Source organism: Nonomuraea typhae, from assembly GCF_009760925.1.
GTDB lineage: Bacteria > Actinomycetota > Actinomycetes > Streptosporangiales > Streptosporangiaceae > Nonomuraea > Nonomuraea typhae.
Map to the genome: position 1 here is coordinate 48,874 of NZ_VRLV01000026.1, position 18,533 is coordinate 67,406.

Here is an 18,533-nt window from a genome sequence, read left to right on the forward strand (position 1 = left end):
TCCCGGTTCTCCGCTTAGCTTTGGCGCTGAGCGGGTTGACGCGACGGAAACGGCTACACCTATCATGATGTGCATCTGGCTTACTCACGTAGCGGCTTGGGTTCGTGGTTGACCGCAACCCGGTCCGGCCAACTCGTGAAAGACGAATAGCGAAGGGAGCTGTACCTGTTGAACTTTATCCACAAGCGAATGAATAGTCTCGCATTACTTGTTATGCTCCTTGTTTCGATTTTCCCCCTCGGCGCCTTCACTGCCTTAGCGTCAACCAGCTCAACTGCCCAGGTCGCGTCATGCAGGGACGGAGCAGATACTTACTATGCCGACTTCGCTGCCGGCTCGATGACTGGTACAAAGACCGAGCTGGACACGGCCTTCTTTAAATGTTCGGCTGGTGCCGACACAGCCGAATGGTATCGGGGCAGTGGCAGCTACATCCAGGACACAGAACGGGACGGACGCCGCGGCGAGGTCTGGCTCAGCGAGGAGACATGGTCGGGCGGGGATGTGACTCACTCGATGATCGAGGAAGTGACGTGCGGCTACCTTTGTTCAGTGGCGATCTACGAATGGATCGACTTCTCTAGCCGAACCGACTACCCGGGGCAGTTGTACTTTAACCTGTGCACAAGCGATGCAGGCGCAAGCCGTCGATGCACGTGGGACTGGCTGATGCCGCGATTCCGCTAAAGCTGACCTGTAATCCACGTAGACTCGCCACCAAGCAAGGAGGGCACCACAATGCCATTAGCACCGTTAAGGGAATCCTCCGACCGACATCGAGGAAGATCCGCGATGCTCGTGGGAGCATGCGTGCTCACCGTCATCACAGCAACAACGCTGCTGGTTTCCTTCCGCGGCTCCGATGCAGACCGCGTGACGACAGGAAGTTCAATAGGAGCTTCTCCTACCATCGCGCCAGCAGCGCAGGTGTGGCCCCAAGCCGTAGCGAAGATACCTGCCACGGCTCCCGACGGCTGGAAGTATCGGCCGATCACAGGCTTCGGGCCTGACGAGATCCTCCTGGCAGCTGAATCCTCCTTCGAGAAAACGGGACGCCTAGAGGTATTCAACGTCAAGACCGCCAAGAGTCGCATTCTTGCCAAAATGCCTGAGCCTGGCGGAGTAGACAGTTACTTCGTGCAAGATGTAGCAGTCTCGCCCAAATATATAGCCTGGTGGGGTGCCACCCCGAATACAAACCAGCAGTGGGCAGATGTTTGGGTTATGCCCCGCTCTGGAGGAGTACCCTCAAAGGTCATCGAGACCAGCGGCATGACCGGTGATATCGAACGACTGGAGGTCCTCGAAGAAACGATCGTCTGGTCCGTTTCTTCTGGGGGCGTATATGAGATAGGTATCGCTGGAGGAGCTCCGCACAGGATCCTCGGAAGCGAGGGCTTGCATATACTCTCATGGCCGTGGGCCACCGACGTTCCCAGGCATAGCACAGCCAGTTCCAAACAAACAAGGTTGGTAAATCTCGTCTCGGGGCAAGCGGCCCCGATCAGCGTACTATCCGATGCTCAGGGTATACGGTGCACTCCAGTATGGTGCAGCTTCGCGTCCAATTCTGGAGAGCTGAATATCCAGCCACAGACTGCTGCACCGAGACAGGTCCTGGGCATGATACGTACACGCCAAGGAATGGAGCCGCTCGGTAACGACTTCGGGCTCATAAGAGGACGCTCAGGTAAGTCGCAGTCAACATCAGACGCCTCTCAAGAAGAAGAATTCTCCGCTATACTATTTCACCCACCAAGTGGAGCGGTTGGCGGTGTCGGCACTGAGTCCGGGTTCTCCTTCGGAGCTTCTTCATCGCTCGCCTCAGTTATCTACTGGGACGCGGATATAAAGCGGACACAGGTTTGCTCTCCAGCGGCAGGTTCAACCGCCCCTCAAGTTCCTGCCGAGGAGACCGGCTCAAGCACGACACACGAATCTAAAGCTGAACCTCAACGGCCCGTGCCCAGCCTTGATCCTGGCGCTAGACGCTGTGGGACCAGATTCGTTGGCGGTGGTGAGGAACTTACTGTCCTCAACCTCGCTGCGATTCGCTGAACCTCTCTGAGGGATGTCCCGGGGGGAGTGTTCAGCGCCGCGAAGGGCTCTGGCCCGTATTCGGTGGTGGCGTTGAGTGATCTTCAATGCAGCAAGATTGCGCCTGCCGAAAATTCCGTCCGTGCAGATCAAGCGGCGTGTGAGTATTCGTGGAGGATTCCGCCGAGCCGGTCGCGTCGGCGGACGTTCAGGGCGATGAGGCGCGCCGGTTCGGTGATCGGGTCGGGGACGGCGCGGAGTGGTGCCGCCTGGTCGAGGGCCTGATGAGCGCGATGCTCGTTGTAGAAGCGTTCGTACTCGGCCAGGGCGTGGCGTAGGTGACGTTCGTTCCAGATCAGGCAGCGGTCCAGGAGTTCGCGGCGGCAGGTCTGCACCCCACCGTTCCATGACGGAGTTCATTCGCGGCATCCGGATACCGGTGAGCACGGTCTGGATGCCGGCTTCGGCGAGGATCTCGTTCACGAGTGCGGGGAACTTGCCGTCCCGGTCGCGGATCAGGAAGCGTGCCTGGCAGCTCACGTCCTCCAGGTCCATGACGAGGTTTCTCATCGCCTGGCTGACCCAGCCCGCGGTCGGATGGGCGGTGGTGCCGAGCACACGAATACGCCTGGTGGCGTGCTCGATGACGGCCAGGATGTACTGGCGCTGCCCGGTAAGGGTGACGGTCTCGATGAAATCGCAGGCCAAGAGCGCGTCGGCTTGCGAGCGCAGGAAGTCGGCCCAGGTGGTGGAGGCTCTCTCGGGTGCTGGATCGATGCCTTCCTGCTTGAGGATCTCCCAGACCGTGGACGGCGCGACCTTGATGCCGAGCGTGGCGAGCTCGCCGTGCACCCGCCGATATCCCCAGGCCGGGTTCTCCCGGACGAGACGCAGGACGAGGGCGCGGATGGAGCGGACCGTGGACGGGCGCCCTCGCCGCTTCGGCCGGCAGGGTCCGGGCATGCTGCCGTTTCACGATTTCGCGGTGCCAGCGCAGGATGGTGTCCGGGCGGACGACAAGCCGGAGTCGACACAAGACTGCGCGGGAAGCGAGGTCAGAAGTGCCGCCAGGAAGAGGCGGTCTTCGGAGGTGAATCTCACCCGTACATCGGTGCCGAGCTGTCGTTGCAGGATCATGACCTGGTGACGCAGAGCGAGAATCTCGACATCCTTGTCACGATCGCTCATCGGCAGTAACCGCAAGGCGGCGAAGGCGTTCGTGACGGCCAGATAGGCCAGACGAGGAAGCACAAACGATCATCATGCCGCACCGGTGCTCCTCCACGGACGGGTAGAGACCGTCCATGCCATCTGCGGGCTCCGCGAGGCCATGACCTGCCCGGACAGGATTGTCGGCAGACGCAGAGTGCACCCGGATGCCGACCTCCAGATGCGGCGGCCGGCGCAGAGCCTCGTCGCCTTCCAGGGCGGTGATCAGCGTCTCGTCGAGGGCGATTTCTTCCAGGCCGTCCAGCGCCGCTTGCTGGGCCAGGCCCAGCAGCAGGTGTTCGCGCTCCGACAGCACGGGCAAGGGCTCGGGAGTGAGGGTGCCGGGATAGCCGTCCGGCCAGCCGATCCCGGCGCCGGAGACCATCTCCAGGACCGGGACGAGCGAGCCGATCCCGTACCGCTCGTAGAAGCGCTGATGGTAGTCGCGCCAAACGGCGACCCCAACGGGGAAGGCGGAGAGCCGTGTCAGCACCTCAGCGGCGCGTCCGACCTCTGCGGCGACCTCGGCCGGCAGGACGGCGTCGACGTCCAAGCGGCTGTCGATCGCCAACGGGTGCCTGCGCAGCCCGCAGGAGAGGGAACGCATCCGCTTGGAGGCTTCGCAACGCCGCGCCCTTGCCTCGCTTTCACTCTCACGTCTCGGGCCCGAATGCTGCTGGTTGTGCGGAGCGAGCAAGTCATGGATGCGGCCGAGTTCCTCGATGAGACCGGCTACCTCAACCACAGTGCCAGCACCCGCCCGGTGGAGCTCGGTGAGCAGGTGCACGAACGCGTCGGGAGTGGTGCCTGGTGCGTGCAGGCAGGTGATCAGCGCTCCATGGGCGACTAGCCCGTTCAGCATCGCCGCGATGTGGCTCGCGTCGGCGCCCGGGAAGCGGGTGTGGAGCTTGGCGGCCAGATTCTCATCCGGACCGGGCAACGGGCCGCCTCCATCGCCGCCTGCATGCCTACCGGGTAGTCCAGGCACGCCTCGGCGACTGGTCCTGACGGACCTCCCGCGCTTCGGTTAGGGACGATCAAACGGCCACCGCGGACCGTCACACTGGAATTCGCCACCACCTCCAGGCGAGCCACCACGCCCGGCAGGGCCTCCAGTCTCGCGGTCACCTGGGAGAGCCACTCGGCGTTCGCGCGCACCACCGGCTCGTGATGCTCTCCCCAGCGCAAGCTCAACCGCTGGCCGAACGTCGCTGTGCTGACCCCGGCCAGCAACCCCAACGGCGTCGGTCGGCGCATCCGTCTGAAATAGCGGGCCGTCGACAGCACCGCACGCCGCACCTTCGGCGCTGGTGGTGCTGGGTCGGCGAGAAGCGCCCACACCTGATCGGCCAGGGCAGGGGTGGCGTGCTCCAACGCCTCCTCCACCTCGGCCGCCGTCCAGACAGCGCGCAGCCACTGTACCCACCCGGCCAACGCCTCGGCGGTGACCTCGCCCTCCACATCAGGCTCTGGCCCGGCGGGTGCCGCCACCTGGAGGCAGGCGGCGCGCAGCATGACAGTGCGCGCCGCCCTGTACCCGGTGGGGGAAGACTCTTTCCGACTCACCTGGTGCCTCCGTCTGCTCAGGGGATGGGGGTATGAGGGTTGATGCCTATGCCGCGCCGGTGACGCACGCACCACAGGTGCTGGTGCAACCGTCATCCGTCGGACTGACGTTGCCCTCGGGGTCGGCGAAGTCCAGAAGCTCGACGTTCAGCCGGAACGGATCGTTGATCAGGGTGGTCACAAGGTCCTCCACTCAGTGGGGATGGCCGGCGCGGTGGAGCGCCGGAGTCGTCTTGCCACCCAAGGTCCTTTGGTTCGGGGTGGGCCTACGGCGGGGGCTTGTTGAGCTCCCTTCTGGCTGCGGCTGAGAGCAGGAGCCGGCGTCCACCGGGCGGTACCAGCTCGCCGATGCGACGGCTCGGTGGCGCTGTGCTCGACGATCGTGCGCTCATGTCCGCTGGCCTGGTGTTGGGCTTGCTGGTGCGGGTTTCGCTTCGGCGGCCCCGGCAGCGTGAGCGATGTTCCGAGAAGCAGTGGAGCCGCCAAACCTGAATATGTACCACATACTTCATAGTTGCCTGACCGGGAGAGGTCAATGAGTAAGTAGTACGTACTATCGGTAGGGTGAGGGTGTGACGAGCACAGCCAGCTACCGCCAGGTGGCCGACACCATCCGCCAATCCATCCACGACGGCCTTTACCCGCGCGGCTCGCTGTTGCCCAATGAAGACGTTCTGGCCACCGACCTCGGCGTTCACCGGGCCACGATCAACAAAGCGTTGAAGATCCTCAAGGCGGAGGGACTGCTCTACGTGCACATGGGGGTAGGGACCTACGTCCATAAGCTGCCACCTCTGCTGCGCGACGCCGCGGTACGGCACAGCCGTGCGCACCGCGAACGCGACGGCGTACGGGGGGCGTTTGCCAGCGAACTCGAACAGCTCGGCTACACCATGGACAACCAGACCACCATCGGACCCGGCCGCCCACCCGCCGCCGTCGCCCAGGTGCTCGGCGTCGACCCCGACAGCGACAGCGTCATCATCCGGGCCCGGCGCATGTACGCCGAGGACTGGCCAATCCAGATCGTCACCACATACCTCCCATGCTCGATCGCGGACGGCACCCCGATGGCCGAACGTGACCCAGGCGTGGGCGGGATCAGCAGCCGCCTGGCCGAACTCGGCCACGCGCAGGCCGACATCCAAGAGGACATCGACGTCCGGCCGCCCACGTCCGAGGAAGCGCGGTTCCTTCGGATGACACCCGACCAGCGGGTGTACGAGGTCTTCCACATCGGGTCTACTGAGGACGATCGCGCGGTGAAGGTCAACATCTACGTCCTGCCGACCCACCAATGGCGGCTGCGCTACCGCTACCCGGTCGACCCTCGATGAGTTGTCGTGGTCGATCCAGCCCCATACGAACATCGAACCTCCTTTGCCATCGGCATCCACCTGGTGCGGGAGCGCCGCCACGCCCACGAGGCGCCTCGGCATAGGTTCTGGCCATCACAGGCATGTGCCGCTACACATGAAGCAGCACCCAGACCAGGAGCAGGATGGCCACCACCAGGATGAAGAACCTGCGCTTGTGCGACTTCAGTAAGGCTTCCAGGACCGGCAGCGCGTCCGCCGTCCGCTTCAGGTCGGCCATGGCGCGCTTGCGGTCACCGAAGGCCACACCCAGCAGGAACCCGAGCGGCAGGGCGATGGCCAGGACGAGGGCTAAGCGAGGATCCATAGCCGGATACCGGCACGTCCCGCCGGCGAGGCAGCTGGGGCGTCCCGGCCCCGATGGGAGCTCCTCCATGCCTGCTCCATCACTCTCGCTCCTCTCATAGGTGGATGGCCCGGCTTCCGAGGCTGGGCTGCGGCTCGTGACCCACGAGCCTGGTCCGCACCCGAATGCACGCGGTGCCCCGACTGGCCTCCTCTGGCCGACACGACTCCCACTGCCCGGCTGACCTGCGGAAGTAGCGGACGTCCAAGCGCGCTGGCTCTGCCACTTCCCGCCCTTGGGCTGCCAGATCGCGGACGAACTGTTCTCCGAGCGAGGTGAGCGCTACCCGCGCAGACTCCTCGGGCCCTCGGTCCGCAACGACGTCGAAGACCAGCTCAAGCACCTGACTGTCTGTTCGCCAAGACGCGTCGGGCGCGGGCAGAACCTTCCACTCGATTGCTGGCGACTGTGACGTTGGAGAGCTTGGTGGGGGTGGCGGGTAGCCCCGGCGGGCGAGGGCCGTGGAAGGCTGGCGCTCCTGACCTTCAGCCGCAGACGGTCGCGCCAGCGGCTGGACGCCAAGGGGCGGGCAGTCGGGCGCGATGCGTGGCGGGAGGCCTTGGGAGGCCAGGAGCATGATCGCGTTCATGGGGCCTGCCTGTGAATCGGAGGGTGCGACTGGGGGAGGTGGCGACGGCTGCCCGGGAGTCGACCCCGGGGGCGGGTCGACTCGTACCGCAACGGGGTGGGCTGCGGAGACCAGGCAGCCGTGCGTCTTCATCGCCGTCCCACCTCGTGAGGCTGGGCGGCGATGAGTTCGGTGAAGCGGGCGGTGATTAATCGGGCCGAGGCGCCCGCGTTGGCGATCGGGGCGGTGTGGTACATCCATCGCCCGTTCTGCTCTATCTCACCGCTCCACCAATGCCACAGCGAGCTGTGTCCATAGACGACCAGCATCCCCTCGACGAGCAGGACCGCCACGTCCCCCATGATGTGCACCCTGGAGACGAGTCTGTGCGCGGTGTAGAGCTCGGTATGGAGCTGATGGGCGACCCTGTCGACGGGGGACAGCTCATCGGGAAATGAGACGTACAGGCCGGACATCAGGCCGCCTCTCTGGACATGATCTTCTGCCACAGCTCCTCGGCATCCTTCTCGCTGCCCATCGGGCCGTCGAAGATGGCGACCTCACCGGCGTCGCCCCTCATGAAACGGCGCACCCAGTGGAGGCCGGCGCGGGCACACAGCTCGTACAGGACGCCATCGATTCGCCTGTTCTTGACGACGCGGGGGGAGCGATCGAACCGTGCAGGGTTCACCTCGGTCCACTCGACGTGCACTACGGGCTCGTCGTCCAGGTCGTCATCGTCCATCCATGGTGTGGCCATGCCCTCACCTGCCCTCTGCCGGAGCGGGGCCGAACCTGGCCACGGCGGCCAGGCAGTGCGCCGGTCCTACTTCGTCCTTGAGCTCATGCCGCGGTCGCCACTGGGAGGCTTCGACCAGGCCGGGCTCCAGCAGCTCGAACCCGTCCAAGAAGCCAGCAATCGCCTCGATACTGCGCGGGTAGATGGCCGCGATCTTGGCGTAGGCCGCGACCCCCTCCCCCAGCAAGTCGCGGGGCAGTAAATCGCCGCGCGCATGCGTGAAGATCACAAACCCTCCGGCCGAGCAGCGGTCGACATAGCGGCGCAGGACCGCGCCCGGGTCGTCCTGATCAGTCCAGAAGTGGGCGATCGCCGCCGCGATGACCGCCACCGGCAGGTCGAAGTCCACCAGCCTGGACGCCTCAGCTAGAACGACGTCGGAGTCGCGAACGTCGGCCTCCACCATGATCGCGCTGTCCTCGGCCTCCAGCAGTGCGCGGCCGTGCACGGCGACCTGGCGGTCGTTATCGACGTAGACCACGCGCGGGTCATCCTGGACCTGGCGAGCGATCTCCAAGGTGGTCGACCCCGTAGTTGAGGGCAGCCCGCACCCGAGGTTGAGGAACTGGCGAACGCCATGCTCGCTGGCGGCGTGGATGGCGCGAGGGACGAAGGCCGCGTTGGCCAGCGCGGCCTTTTGAAGCTGAGGGAGGATGCCGAGAAGCTCGTCCACCACGGCGTCCTCGTCGAGGTAGTGCTCCTTCCCCTTCAGGAAGCCGTCGTAGGTGCGCGCGATGCTGGGTTGCTTCGCGAGAGGAGTCATCCCTGCGGAGGCTTGATTCTCGGTCATCCGGGGGTTCCTTCGCTGAAGGAGTTGGTGTCCAGGTGTGGGCGAGCACCCTCCACCTTCAGCCCGCCCGCATACGGCGGGAACGCCAGATAGGCGGGGCAGTCAAGGGGCAGATGAGGGGCAGATAGGCGGGCGTCGCCTGGCCGGTCTGTGCGACGATGCGGCTGCATGCCACTCTGCGGGAGGAGCAGCTCATGCCCGGCGCGAACCAGGCGCTCCGAACGGCACGGGTGAGACTTGACTCCACGGCCGCACCCGGCCAGCCCACCAGCCACCAGGAACTGGCTGACCTCGTCAACGCCTGGATCTACCAGCGCTACCGGCGGATGAGCTGCCTGACCGCGAACTACATCGGCAAACTCGAACGCGGCGTCGTCGGTTGGCCGCAGGCAGACTATCGGGAGGCGCTGCGGGCGATCCTGCATGCCGACACCGACGCCGACCTTGGTTTCCGGCGCCCGGTACGAAGCACGAGCGCAGCCGCTGTACGGGAGGAGGGGGATGTGAACCGCAAGGCGTTCTTCCGGACCGCGCTCGGCGCCGCCGTCTCCCTTCCGATGACCGAGCTTGCTCAGCTCAGCCAGCAGGTCGAGGTGCCGACGACGGTGCGGCCGACGGACATTCACGAGCTGCGCGTCCTGGCTGGCGTCTTCTCCGCTTGGGATCACACCTACGGCGGCAGCCTGATCCGCGAAGCCCTCTACGCCCAGTTGCGGTACTCGATCTCCCTGCTCAAGCACGCCTCCTGTCCACGACCCCTGCACGGCGAGCTGTATACGGCGGTCGGCTGGCTGGCTCATACCGGTGCCGCGATGGCGTTCGACGCCTTCGCCCACGACGACGCCCGGGACATGTTCTCCTTCGCGTTGTTCTGCGCGGAGGAAGCCCAAGACTGGCACCTGCGGGCCAAGATCCTTTCGCTGATGGCGCGGCAAGCTATCTGGTGTGAGGACGCCGACCACGGGCTGACTCTCGTCGAGCTCGCCCTGGTACGAGCCGACCGGCTCACCCCTGCCGAACGGGCCATGCTGTACACGGCGCGTGCCCGCGCTACCGCCAAGCTCGGCATGCTGGAAGAGACGCTGGAATCCATCGGTCGTGCCGATGACCAGTTCACCCGCATCCGCCCAGCCGATGAGGCGCCGTGGATGCGCTACTACGACGCCGCCCAGCACGCAGGCGACACCGGGCACGCCCTGTACGACCTGGCCCTCCTGGTGGACCGCCGCTACACGGCCGAGGCCAGTCATCGGCTGTCCTCTGCTGTCGCCGGACATAGCGCCCAGTACGTTCGCTCCCGCGCGACCAGCGGTATCAAGCTCGCCTCCTTGATCATGGCGACTGGAGACCCACAGGAGGCAGCCGAGATCGGCCTACGCGCGACGATCGACGCGGGCCGGGTCCGCTCCTGCCGAACCCGAGACACCATGAGCCAGCTGAGCCGCCTGGCCGTTCCGCATGAGCGGTTGACGCCAGTGGCCGAGCTTCGGCACCAGATCCGGACGGTGACCTGCACGTGACCCTCGCTCCGCACGCCGAGGCGCAGGCCCGCGCAGTCCTGGCGGCCGCGTGCCGTACAGCAGGCATCGACGCCGAAGGCGCCGAGCTGATGCGGTTCGGGGAGAACGCCCTGTACCGGCTGCCCGGCGGCATCATCGCCCGCATCGCCCGCGCCGGGCAGGCCGCGGCAGCCGCCCGCGAGGTCCAGGTCGCCCGCTGGCTCGAAGCCCACCACGTGCCCGCCGTCCAGGCCCTGCCCAAGGTTGATCAGCCCGTCGAGATGGAAGGGCGCGCGGTGAGCTGGTGGCTGGAGTTGCCGCCACACCGGAACGGCACCGCCCTGCAAGTCGCCGCCGCGCTGCGCCGACTCCATGACCTGCCCATCCCCACAAGCTTCGACATCGGCCGCCTCGACCCGTTCGTCCGCCTGGCTGAGCGCATCGACCAGGCGGCCACGCTCTCGGAGCAGGATCGGGCGTGGATGCGCGAGCGGCTCAGCGAGCTGCGCAGCCGCTGGGCGACTCTCCCATCCGGGCTTCCGAACGCCGTCGTGCACGGCGACGCGTGGATCGGTAACGTGGTCGGCACCAGCGACGGCCGTGTGATCCTGCTCGACCTGGAACGCTGCTCGATCGGCCCACCCGAATGGGACCTGACCTCCACCGCGGTCAAAGCCCACACCCTCGCCGGCATCAGCATCGAGGACTACCGGGAGTTCTGCGCCTCCTACGGGCACGACGTCACCGCGTGGGCCGGGTTCGAGACCCTGCGCGACATCCGCGAGTTCCGCATGACCTGTATGGCCGCCCAAGTCGCCGGAGAGAACCCCGACCGGCATCCGGAAATCATGCATCGGCTCGCCTGCCTGCGCGGCCAGCGTGGTCCCCGCCCGTGGGTGTGGGTAGCCGTCCCGTAGACCTGTCATCCACCGGCAATCGGTCTTGCGGCGAGCAACGCACTACCCATGTGGCGCGGATGGTGAGGAGCCGCGCCCCGATTGCCTGGACCTCCCTCGCGCGCGGCTACCAGACCTGGGCGAGGTCCTAGATGGTTCAGCGTCGGCACCACCAAGCCATAGGTGGCGGGGAGGGCGAGCACATCGAGCAAACCAACGAAGGCGGCGGACTGCTCAGCACCAACCCGATCGGTGAACATGCCCACGAGCTGAAGTTCGCGCAGTTCACAGAACGTGGCGATCGCAGAAGTCAGAGCAGCGCATCGTGCTGGGGAGATCCCCGCCGTCTGGATGTAGCCGTAGACGGATGGGCGGGGCACGAGACGCTGCTCTGCGAGGGACTCGACCGCGAGCGGTTTCCTCTGCTCCGAAGGGCGCGGCTTTCTCACGCTCTTCAGCGTCCCCGCGCGGCCGGATGCTGGGAATGAAGCGTTGTGGCAGTTCCGTGGCAGTTGCGTACCACCACGTCGGCCACGTGTGTTTCGATCAGTGACAGAGGGAGGGCGAAGCGTGGCGACCGTTCATCAGTGGACCGGCCTTGAGGCGTACGCGCTCGGCAGAGCCCTGCGTATGAGCGTTCGCACCTACGCCGAGTACCTCGGCGTGGCCGTCCGCACGGTGACCACGTGGCAGCAGCTTGGCACCAAGACCATCCCCCGCCCAGACACCCAAGCCATCCTCGATGTTGCACTGTCTCGCGCCGACGCCACTGTTCACCTGCGGTTCGAGACGCTCCTGTCGGAGCTCGCCCAAGCGGCCAACCTCGGGCCGCGCGTCACGACGAGCGGCCCGCGCCTATGGGAGTACGAAACCTGGGACGATGACCTGGCCCGCGTCATCGTGGCGCTCAACAGGCAGTCCTTCGCGTTCGCTGATCAGTTGCTGACCCGATGGCAGCACCGTTGGCCCTCGCGCGACCTCGACGACCGCGGCCTCTACCTGTACGGCCGCACCACGGCATTGCTCGGCGACCTACGCCGCGACCAGGGCGCGCTACTGGGCCCGATGTCGGCCCGGCGCGACTATAGAGACGCCCGCTCGATCTTCGCCCAGCTCGACATCCCCCGCCGCGTCGCCCAGCTCGACCTCTCGCTGGCGGTGGTCACGGAGATGTCTGGCAACCTCGGCCAGGCCGCCCACGCCTACGAGAGCCTTGCCGTCGATGACCGCCTCTCCCTGCGCGACCGCTCCCGCGCCCGCCTGTGGGTCGGCACCGCCCTCAGCAAGGACGGCGAGCACGACTACGCCGCCCGCGTCATGGCCGTCGCCGTCCGCGACTTCGAGGCGCAGAACGAGCCCGACGACTGGGCGGTCGGCCACCAGAAGCTGGCGCTCGCCCGCCGCGGCGCCGGTGACCTCGCTTCTGCTCTTCGGTTGATCGACATCGCCCGCTCGACCGGGTCGGCCGACTCACCGCTGCAGAAGGTCCGGTTGGACACCGCGCATGGTCACATCCTGCTGTCGGACCCCGCCACCGTAGATGATGGGGTGCGAACCCTCGACGGGGCGGCGCAGTTGGCCGCCCGGGTGGGCCTGACCCATCAGCTGCGCGCCATCGAGGGCATCCGGCGGACATGCCGCGAGCCGGACCGGCCCGCGGAGACGGTGACCAGGGAGAATTCGTGACCAGCAACATCACGACGAGCGAGACGATCAGCGACGAGATCCGCGGGCAGGCCCTGCTCATCTGGGACTACCACCAAATGCGCCACCAGGTGCGCCCGTGTGATGCCGCCATCGGTCTCGGCTCCCACGACCTCGGTGTCGCCGACACCGCCATCGACCTCTACCAGGCCGGCATGTTCCCGGTCCTGGTGTTCTCCGGCGGCAACAGCCCCACCACGAGGGCCGTGTTCCCGCGCGGCGAGGCCGTCCACTTCCGGGAGCGAGCGATCGAGCGGGGCATGCCTGAAGCTGCGGTGCTTCTGGAGCCGGAGGCGGGCAACACCGGCCAGAACATCACCTACTCGCGGCGCGTGCTGGCCGAAGCCGGGCTCACCCCGGCAACCGTGATGCTGATCTCCAAGCCGTACATGGAGCGCCGCAGCTACGCCACCGCCCGCAAGGTATGGCCCGAGGCCGAGGTGGTGTGCGCGTCGGAGCCGCTGGAGTTCGACGCCTACTTCAAGTCCATCGGCGATGTCCGGCTGGTGCTGGACATGCTCGTCGGCGACCTCCAGCGCGTCATCGACTACCCCAAGCAGGGATACGCCATCGAGCAGGACGTTCCGGAAGAGGTGCTTGACGCCTATGAGGCTCTCATCCATGCCGGGTACGACAGCCGCCTCATTACCTCTTGAGCTGCTGACGGCGGGCGGGCTCGTCGTGGCCATTCACCAGCCGAACCTGTTCCCACGGCTGTCCACACTGGCCAAGCTGTATGCGGCCGACCGGTGGATCGTCCTGGACGACGTCCAGTTCAACAGCCGCGACTACCAACACCGGACCCGCCTGGCCGCCCTCGACGACGGCACCCGGCAGAGGTGGCTCACGCTGGCCACCCACCTGCCGGGAGGGCGAGCCACCTTGATCCGTGACGCCACCCTGGCCGAGCCCGACCGATGCCGGCGTCGCCTCGCGCACATGCTGCCCGAGCACTACAAGGCCAGCCCGCACTGGCCAGACCTTCGCAACCGTCTCCAGGCCATCCTCGATCTTTTTGACGACACCGGGTCGGTCGCCGAGGTGACCACCGCCTCGACGCTTCTGCTGCTCCACATGCTGGGCTGGCCGGGGAGAGCGGTAGCCAGCAGCAGCCTGCCGTCACGGCCTGGCCGCTCCACGCGGCTCGCTGATCTCACGGCCATCTCGGGTGGCCGCACCTATCTGTGCGGTACGGGCGGGATGAAATACCTCGACGTGGTCCCGTTTCAGGAGCATGGCATTTGCGTGGTGCCGTTCCAGCTGGGCGGCGTGAGCGGGCTGTGGGGGCAATCGCGGCGGGTTACCGCGTTGAACGCGCTCATGATGCTGGGGCCAGAACTGCTGGCCGCAGAGCTTCGCCATCAGACCCGGTCGGTGGTCCAGGTATGACCCTTGCCTACGGGCAGGGTGCAGGTCGAGAGGCTTCAGTCGGCTGGGTCGGCGATAGTGCCCGCTACCACCGGGCCAGTGCTGCGAGAACGGCCCGATCGACCCAGTCCGGCTTCGGCCGTCCGACCTGTCACCGCAGCACCGCCACCTCATGACGCAACACCCTGATTTCGGCTTCCTTCGACGCCTGGCCGCGGCCCAGCAACATCAGCCAGCCGAACACCCGGAGCATGATCAGATACAGCAGGCGAACAAACACGAGGCGCGATCTTGTCTGTAGGAATGGACCTCGTCAAACCACAGGCCAGAGCCATCGTGGCTACATTTTGACGCGGTACACGGTGCCGTCGGGCTTGTTTTGTAACACCGTGGCGGGTGAGCGAGCCCACCCGCCTCAACGCCTCGGTCAGGCGGCTCGACTGCTCCTCGGCTCGCATGTGCACGGACGGCCATGAACGCCAACGACCTGTATCGACACGCCCCAGCTTTGCAGGACCTTGGCGGTGTGCAGGAGCGCCACCTGCGCGAAGGGGAACAGCGTGTCAGCCGTCAGCTCCGTGCCGTCCTTCAACATGATCGCCAGCACGACCTTCTTGGGCTGGTAGTTGTCGGGCAGAGCCCACCCGCCCGGCGCCTGCGCCACCTTCTTCCGGAACCCGGCCAGCGCCTCCGGGTCGTGCTGGAGCGCCTGGACTGCGACGACGACCTGCTTGAGCAAATGGCTCAGCGCGCCCGCGCGGTACGCGCGTTTGGCCATCATCAGCGTGCCGTCGGGGTAGAGCACGTCGCAGATCTCCACGCCGTTTCCCCGGTGCAGGCTGGTCCTGACGAGCTTCTTGTCCATACAGAGGTAGCCGCGGCCTTTGTCTTCGATGTCCTCGCAGAAGCGGTGCTCGTCGTGGCCGAGGTCCCAGGCAGGCAGATCGTTGGTAGCAGGCGAGACGATCAGCCTCTCCACCTGGGCACGGACTGTGGCGAGGTAGGCCGGCCCGACTTCATACCACTCCTCGTCGAGCAGGAAGAAGCGCCGTTCATCGAGAACCACGTCGGCCTCCACCCAGCGCAGCGCGTTACACATCCAGAGCTCATCGTCGCCACGGGCACGGGCGTCCTCGTAGAGGATCACCTTGCCCTTGCGCAGCGCCTCGACCCGTGTACCGTCGCGTTGGACGCGAACGCGGTCGAGCAGGTAGGTCAGGTCGAACTGGTCCCTGACCGGCCCGCTCGTTCCCTTAACTCGGAACTGGAAGGCGCGTGCCGCCAGGTAGTCGTCCCATCGGCCCGCAGGCACAGCGCCCGCGACGCGCCCTTCGTCGAGGCCGCCGAGGATAACGTCGAGTGCCTGCTCCAGCCGGGTGACGAGGTCCGGATCGGTGATCTGTGTGACGTACTCGACGAACTCCAGGTCAGGCCGCGGTGACTCCTCCCGGCACACGCGTGAGATCTCGCGCACGTCGGAGATCAGGTTGGCGCCTTCGACACCGAGGTGCAGTCTGAGCCCCACCCCGCCCTGGGCGCTGGAGACCCGGGCACGGCTCCCTGATGAGACGGTCAGCTTCACCCCATCGAGCCGACCGCCGATGGTTCGGATGATCTGGGCGTACTCCTCAATCCCGAATGTCTGGACCGAGGCTCCGCCGGGGACCAGAGTGATCTCGGTCTTCCCGCTACCCGGCGTCTGCCGGACCAGGTCGTTGACCTCCTGGGAGTCGATTTTGCGGCTGGCGAAGCGCAGCCCAAACCGCTTGTCCTTGAGTCGATCGGGAATGAGCCGGTGCCCCTGGCCGAAGCCGATGGCGTACACCTCGTCGCCCACGGCGAACATCAGCAGCGACGCCGGATTGACGCTCCTACGGGAGAACTGGCGACGGGTGGTACGCCGCAGGTTGGCATACCAGCCCGCCTCGGACTTGACGAACTCGCCATCAATCACGATGGCGGGGACGCCGAGGTCGTCCGTCAGATCATCAAGGGTGGCGTCGATCGCCGTGAGCTGGTCAACGTCGAGGACATCGAGCATGTCCTCGACGGTGGGGCCCACGTTCATGAGCCGGTACAGGGTGCGCTGAGTGGTGATGGATCTCATTGCCGTTGTCCTTCTCGCGGATGCGTCCCCCATGGACGCAATGGACTGACGGGGCAAGCGTGCGATCCGACAACGACCCGGCGTCTCGAAACAAACAATCACAAACCGATAGCAGGGGTTATCAATATCTCCATACTGGCGGAGCCATCTTCGCGTAAGCTCTGGGCCTCGGAAGGAGCTGCTGAATGACGATTTCACGCGAGGGCTCACCGTTGCTCTCGATGGCGGAATTCGCCGAACTGGCTCAGGTGAAGAGGCCGGTCGTCAGCACCTGGCGGCGTCGCTACTCGGACTTCCCGGCATCTGTCGGGCGGGACGGCAGCAGGCCACTGTTCCGAGGAGCAGACGTGGTGCGCTGGCTGACGGATCGAGAGCTGGGCAATGCCTCCGCCGACCGTCTGCGTCAAGAACTGGCTCTTCACAGCATCACGGCCTTCGCTGCCGAGTACGGCCCGCGCCCGCTCATCGAGATCACCGGGAGCCTGCTCTGTCTGCGCCACCTTGCCGGCCGACAGCTCCCGCCGAACTGGGCAGAGTTGCTGCGCCTGGCTGGACGGCTGGACGCTGAGGATGAGTTCGTGCTGGGCGAACTGCGCGCGGCAGCGCCCTCCGCGTTGGCGTTGGCTCACCTCGCCGAGGACCTGACGGAGGCCGCCTACAGCCCGGGACGAGCATACGAGTGGCTGTTGGCCGCCCGGACGCGGATCGGCTTGACGGATCTCACCGTGGCACTGCCCGTGACAGAGCTCCTGAATCTGGTCACCGACCTAGCCGACCTCCCTTCCCGCCTGGCGCGGACGAGCCCGGTCACAGTCGCCGAACTCAACGCCGGAGCAGGCGATCTCCTGAGTGCTTTGATCATGCGCACAGACCAGCCGGCCGAAGTGAAGGCACTCGCCGCGGAGCCTGATGGCTGGCTTGCGCGTCTGACCCGGCGGCGACTGCTCCTGGCCGGTGTGGAGGATTATGCACTCGACGTGCAGACCGGGACTGATGTGCTGGAGGCGATGGGCGACGCCGATCTCATCGTGACCCAGCTCCCCTACCGGCCCGGCGAGGCCCGCTCCGCTCTCACCGCGCTGGAGGAACTTGAACGGGTCAGCGATCTGCTCGGCCCTGGACGCACCGCCGTGGTCGTCGGCCCCGCTGACGCGCTCATCGACCGACTGCGCGCCATCGAGGAAGCCCGTTTCCGTTCAGCGCTCATTCGCAGCGGGATCGTTGAGGCTGCCATCGCGCTTCCGGGCGGCGTGATCCCCCACCGTCCCGGCTACCGGGCCGCGCTGTGGGTGATGACACGTGATCCCATCGAAGCGGCGCGGGGACGCGTTCTGGTCTGTGATATCAGCGCAGAGGCCCTCACTCAGCGAGTGCGGGCTCAGCTTGCTGAGGACATCCTCCTGTGGCGCGCCGAAGGCCACCGGGCAGATGGGCACGATCCGCGTTACGGACTGGCCGTTCCCATCGCGACGATCGACGCCGACTTCGGCGGTCCGCTCACCCCTCCTGGTCCGCCACTGTCCCAGGTTTTCTCGCGAACGGTGATCGAGCGTCCGGCTGTCATCTCCGAAGCCGAGGGCCGCCTGGAGCACACTATTGAACGCTCCCTACAGCACCTCGACACTTGCGGTCACTTTCGCGGTCACGTCATGCACAGGGTCGGTCCTCAACCTCCACGCACCACGATCGCTGCGCTCGTCGCGAGCGGGCGGGTCACGAAGGTCAAGGGGCACCGCATCAACGCGGCGCATGCCCGGCGTGAAGGTCACCATCCACTGATGGGACCCGAGGAGATCACGGGCGCGTGCCCGCTAGGCAGCCGCCAGATCGACCGCTTAGTCCTCGTCGCTTCCTATGATCACGTGGCCCTGACCGAACCGGGCGACATCGTGTACACCACCACACCTCGGTTCGCCCTGACGATCGACCACAACGGTTTCTCAGTCCCTCTGTTTCCCGCGCGTGTGTTGAGGGTCACCCGCGACGTGAAACGCCCGTTCACCCCGCGTGTCCTGGCCGCCCTGCTCTCCGCGGCAAGGAACACCACCCGCAGCCCCGGCGCGGTCCACGCACCCCGGATAGACGACCTAACCATCCCCGACCTGGACCCTTCGGACGTGGAGCGTCTCGAGGCGTTCCTCGCCGAGATCGAGGTACGCCAGCGCCTGCTCCGCGCCCAGCAGGACGAACTCGCCGAGATCCACCGCTTGACCGTCGCGGGCTTCGCCGACGGAACCTTGGCCATCAACAACCACCACTAGAAAGAGG

18 protein-coding genes and 1 pseudogene are annotated in these 18,533 nt (G+C 66.1%); 9 read left to right on the forward strand and 10 right to left on the reverse strand.

The window, feature by feature from the left end; translation table 11 throughout:
- The first annotated feature begins 168 nt into the window (after positions 1–168).
- Positions 169–687, forward strand: coding sequence for a hypothetical protein (locus FVE25_RS52335; RefSeq protein WP_157254904.1), 519 nt, complete (start codon positions 169–171; stop codon positions 685–687).
- 123 nt (positions 688–810) lie between these two features.
- Positions 811–2,058, forward strand: coding sequence for a hypothetical protein (locus FVE25_RS52340; RefSeq protein WP_157254905.1), 1,248 nt, complete (start codon positions 811–813; stop codon positions 2,056–2,058).
- Between the two features lie 128 nt (positions 2,059–2,186).
- Here FVE25_RS52340 and FVE25_RS54790 read toward each other — a convergent pair whose 3' ends face one another.
- From FVE25_RS54790 to fxlA, 4 genes and pseudogenes are all read right to left on the reverse strand, one after another.
- A complete protein-coding gene (locus FVE25_RS54790) occupies positions 2,187–2,432 on the reverse strand; it encodes a transposase (RefSeq protein ID WP_219826035.1) in 246 nt (81 codons plus the stop codon).
- Between the two features lie 577 nt (positions 2,433–3,009).
- Entirely contained in the window at positions 3,010–3,225 is a 216-nt protein-coding gene (locus FVE25_RS54795) for a hypothetical protein (protein WP_219826036.1), read from the reverse strand.
- Positions 3,212–4,908: pseudogene (locus FVE25_RS57310) on the reverse strand (lantibiotic dehydratase family protein). The gene FVE25_RS54795 and the pseudogene FVE25_RS57310 overlap by 14 nt, the downstream one beginning before the upstream one ends.
- Positions 4,859–4,993: an FxLD family lanthipeptide gene (gene fxlA, locus FVE25_RS52360; protein WP_219826037.1), complete on the reverse strand. Its 135-nt coding sequence runs from the start codon at positions 4,991–4,993 to the stop codon at positions 4,859–4,861. Before fxlA ends, FVE25_RS57310 begins: the two are co-directional and overlap by 50 nt.
- A 391-nt stretch (positions 4,994–5,384) precedes the next feature.
- On the opposite strand from fxlA, the gene FVE25_RS52365 reads away from it, so the two are divergent.
- Entirely contained in the window at positions 5,385–6,149 is a 765-nt protein-coding gene (locus FVE25_RS52365; protein WP_157254909.1) for a GntR family transcriptional regulator, read from the forward strand.
- Positions 6,150–6,279: 130 nt separating this feature from the next.
- Here the strand turns inward: FVE25_RS52365 and FVE25_RS52370 are convergent, their stop codons facing one another.
- The 4 genes from FVE25_RS52370 to FVE25_RS52385 form a co-directional block, all read right to left on the reverse strand.
- Positions 6,280–6,495: a hypothetical protein gene (locus FVE25_RS52370; RefSeq protein WP_157254910.1), complete on the reverse strand. Its 216-nt coding sequence runs from the start codon at positions 6,493–6,495 to the stop codon at positions 6,280–6,282.
- 756 nt (positions 6,496–7,251) lie between these two features.
- Positions 7,252–7,578 carry a hypothetical protein gene (locus tag FVE25_RS52375; protein WP_157254911.1) on the reverse strand — a complete coding sequence of 109 codons (327 nt, stop codon included), beginning with the start codon at positions 7,576–7,578 and terminating at the stop codon, positions 7,252–7,254.
- Positions 7,578–7,847, reverse strand: coding sequence for a hypothetical protein (locus tag FVE25_RS52380; protein ID WP_219826038.1), 270 nt, complete (start codon positions 7,845–7,847; stop codon positions 7,578–7,580). The genes FVE25_RS52375 and FVE25_RS52380 overlap by 1 nt, the downstream gene beginning before the upstream one ends.
- Positions 7,848–7,866: 19 nt before the next feature.
- Positions 7,867–8,664 carry an SAM-dependent methyltransferase gene (locus FVE25_RS52385; RefSeq protein WP_157254913.1) on the reverse strand — a complete coding sequence of 266 codons (798 nt, stop codon included), beginning with the start codon at positions 8,662–8,664 and terminating at the stop codon, positions 7,867–7,869.
- 221 nt (positions 8,665–8,885) lie between these two features.
- Here FVE25_RS52385 and FVE25_RS52390 point away from each other — a divergent pair, with 221 nt between their 5' ends.
- The 5 genes from FVE25_RS52390 to FVE25_RS52410 all read left to right on the forward strand — a co-directional run bounded on the left by FVE25_RS52390 (position 8,886) and on the right by FVE25_RS52410 (position 14,179).
- Positions 8,886–10,211 (forward strand): NsdA family TPR-like regulatory protein, encoded by a 1,326-nt coding sequence (locus FVE25_RS52390; RefSeq protein WP_157254914.1) that lies wholly within the window; start codon positions 8,886–8,888, stop codon positions 10,209–10,211.
- Positions 10,208–11,107 carry a phosphotransferase family protein gene (locus FVE25_RS52395; RefSeq protein ID WP_219826039.1) on the forward strand — a complete coding sequence of 300 codons (900 nt, stop codon included), beginning with the start codon at positions 10,208–10,210 and terminating at the stop codon, positions 11,105–11,107. The genes FVE25_RS52390 and FVE25_RS52395 overlap by 4 nt, the downstream gene beginning before the upstream one ends.
- Positions 11,108–11,656: 549 nt before the next feature.
- On the forward strand, positions 11,657–12,772 hold the full coding sequence (locus FVE25_RS52400) for a hypothetical protein (protein WP_157254915.1): 1,116 nt from the start codon (positions 11,657–11,659) through the stop codon (positions 12,770–12,772).
- A complete protein-coding gene (locus FVE25_RS52405; RefSeq protein WP_246268829.1) occupies positions 12,769–13,446 on the forward strand; it encodes a YdcF family protein in 678 nt (225 codons plus the stop codon). Before FVE25_RS52400 ends, FVE25_RS52405 begins: the two co-directional genes overlap by 4 nt.
- The gene (locus FVE25_RS52410) at positions 13,412–14,179 is read left to right on the forward strand and encodes a WbqC family protein (RefSeq protein ID WP_157254917.1); all 768 of its coding nucleotides are present in this window, start codon (positions 13,412–13,414) and stop codon (positions 14,177–14,179) included. The genes FVE25_RS52405 and FVE25_RS52410 overlap by 35 nt, the downstream gene beginning before the upstream one ends.
- 130 nt (positions 14,180–14,309) lie before the next feature.
- Here FVE25_RS52410 and FVE25_RS56765 read toward each other — a convergent pair whose 3' ends face one another.
- Together FVE25_RS56765 and FVE25_RS52420 are read right to left on the reverse strand one after the other, a co-directional pair.
- Positions 14,310–14,438 (reverse strand): hypothetical protein, encoded by a 129-nt coding sequence (locus FVE25_RS56765; protein ID WP_281367996.1) that lies wholly within the window; start codon positions 14,436–14,438, stop codon positions 14,310–14,312.
- Positions 14,439–14,585: 147 nt separating this feature from the next.
- A complete protein-coding gene (locus FVE25_RS52420) occupies positions 14,586–16,265 on the reverse strand; it encodes a DUF6119 family protein (RefSeq protein WP_157254918.1) in 1,680 nt (559 codons plus the stop codon).
- A gap of 185 nt (positions 16,266–16,450) precedes the next feature.
- Between FVE25_RS52420 and FVE25_RS52425 the strand changes: the two genes are divergently transcribed.
- Complete coding sequence (locus tag FVE25_RS52425; RefSeq protein WP_157254919.1) at positions 16,451–18,526, forward strand: DNA methyltransferase family protein; 2,076 nt, start codon at positions 16,451–16,453, stop codon at positions 18,524–18,526.
- The last annotated feature ends 7 nt before the right edge of the window (positions 18,527–18,533 follow it).

Coding starts and splice junctions, on each gene's coding strand:
- FVE25_RS54795 (WP_219826036.1), bottom strand. CDS start 3,225: ATGAGCGATCGTGACAAGGATGTCGAGATTCTCGCTCTGCGTCACCAG.
- FVE25_RS52370 (WP_157254910.1), bottom strand. CDS start 6,495: ATGGATCCTCGCTTAGCCCTCGTCCTGGCCATCGCCCTGCCGCTCGGG.
- FVE25_RS52375 (WP_157254911.1), bottom strand. CDS start 7,578: ATGTCCGGCCTGTACGTCTCATTTCCCGATGAGCTGTCCCCCGTCGAC.
- FVE25_RS52380 (WP_219826038.1), bottom strand. CDS start 7,847: ATGGACGATGACGACCTGGACGACGAGCCCGTAGTGCACGTCGAGTGG.
- FVE25_RS52385 (WP_157254913.1), bottom strand. CDS start 8,664: ATGACTCCTCTCGCGAAGCAACCCAGCATCGCGCGCACCTACGACGGC.
- FVE25_RS52390 (WP_157254914.1), top strand. CDS start 8,886: ATGCCCGGCGCGAACCAGGCGCTCCGAACGGCACGGGTGAGACTTGAC.
- FVE25_RS52410 (WP_157254917.1), top strand. CDS start 13,412: ATGCCGGGTACGACAGCCGCCTCATTACCTCTTGAGCTGCTGACGGCG.
- FVE25_RS52420 (WP_157254918.1), bottom strand. CDS start 16,265: ATGAGATCCATCACCACTCAGCGCACCCTGTACCGGCTCATGAACGTG.
- FVE25_RS52425 (WP_157254919.1), top strand. CDS start 16,451: ATGACGATTTCACGCGAGGGCTCACCGTTGCTCTCGATGGCGGAATTC.